Source organism: Gilliamella bombi (genome assembly GCF_900103255.1).
Classification (GTDB): domain Bacteria; phylum Pseudomonadota; class Gammaproteobacteria; order Enterobacterales; family Orbaceae; genus Gilliamella; species Gilliamella bombi.
On the sequence record NZ_FMWS01000132.1, the window covers coordinates 1 to 993 of the forward strand.

Annotated in this window: 2 protein-coding genes; both read right to left on the reverse strand. The window is 27.5% G+C overall.

The genetic code is table 11. The features are described from left to right. Positions 1 to 501: hypothetical protein (locus tag B9N71_RS12710; RefSeq protein WP_085166157.1), on the reverse strand; the 501-nt coding region annotated here is incomplete at its 3' end. Between the two features lie 56 nt (positions 502 to 557). Then, positions 558 to 926: a hypothetical protein gene (locus B9N71_RS12715; RefSeq protein ID WP_085166158.1), complete on the reverse strand. Its 369-nt coding sequence runs from the start codon at positions 924 to 926 to the stop codon at positions 558 to 560. Positions 927 to 993: the final 67 nt, after the last annotated feature.

The window sequence follows — 993 nt, forward strand, 5'->3', positions numbered from 1 at the left end:
TGTATGATTTAGTGTAGCCGATCCAGGTAAATTAATTTTTTTATTAAGTTTTTCTTCAATAAGCATAGATAATTTTTCAAATAATGTTTCCCAAACCTGTACATACTCTATTTTACTGATAGAAAGTTTCATATCAGGAATTTTTCCATTATATATACCTACATCTGGTCCCTTCTTATATTCAAGTTCTACACCTTTATCATTAATGTCATAATAGAAGTAAAAATCTGAACCTTGCTCACAAAACCAAATATCATCTTTGCCTGTCCAATTATTTTTTACTCGTTTGATTGACTTAACTATTTCTTCATAACATACTGTTATATCAGGATAAAGATCAATATTTACTTTGTAAGTGCCTTTCAGTTTAATAAAAAACTCACAATCAACATATCTTCTCAATTCTTCCAATGCATATTGAAAATGAGTTAGTTCATCATCTATATCATTATCAATATCGCCTATAGGATTTTTATATTTAATATTGAATATGGTTTCCATTTTAGTTTCCATGAATATATGACATAATTTCTACTTTGAGGTATTAATAAAAACACCTAGTCACAGTATACATATATATTTAAACCATCATTGAATGATTTTTCCAGAAAATCAATGAAATGAATAATTGTTTCAAGATGTAATTTTTTTGTTTTAATAAGACTTTTTAATTCCTTTATCAAAGGCTGAATTTCACCATATAAAATGGTAGTATCAGCATAATAATCATCAATTTTTTTTATTATTGGATACTGACTTAATGGTTTCGCATTATTGAGTAATTTATCATAATCAAATTTCCTAAATGAAAATACTGGTGTGCTTTCATCTATTTTCTTTTCATTTTTTGATGCCATAAAATCCAAAGCCATAAATACCTCATATTTAACTTGATGAGAAGCCTCTATTCCTTTTCCGTTTATCATTACCACTATTCAATCCCACTGATGGTTTCAAGCCAATCCATCACACACTGACACAGGTTAAACCTGA

Excerpts from the sequence above, each read along its gene's own strand:
- B9N71_RS12715 (WP_085166158.1), bottom strand. The coding sequence starts at position 926 with ATGATAAACGGAAAAGGAATAGAGGCTTCTCATCAAGTTAAATATGAG.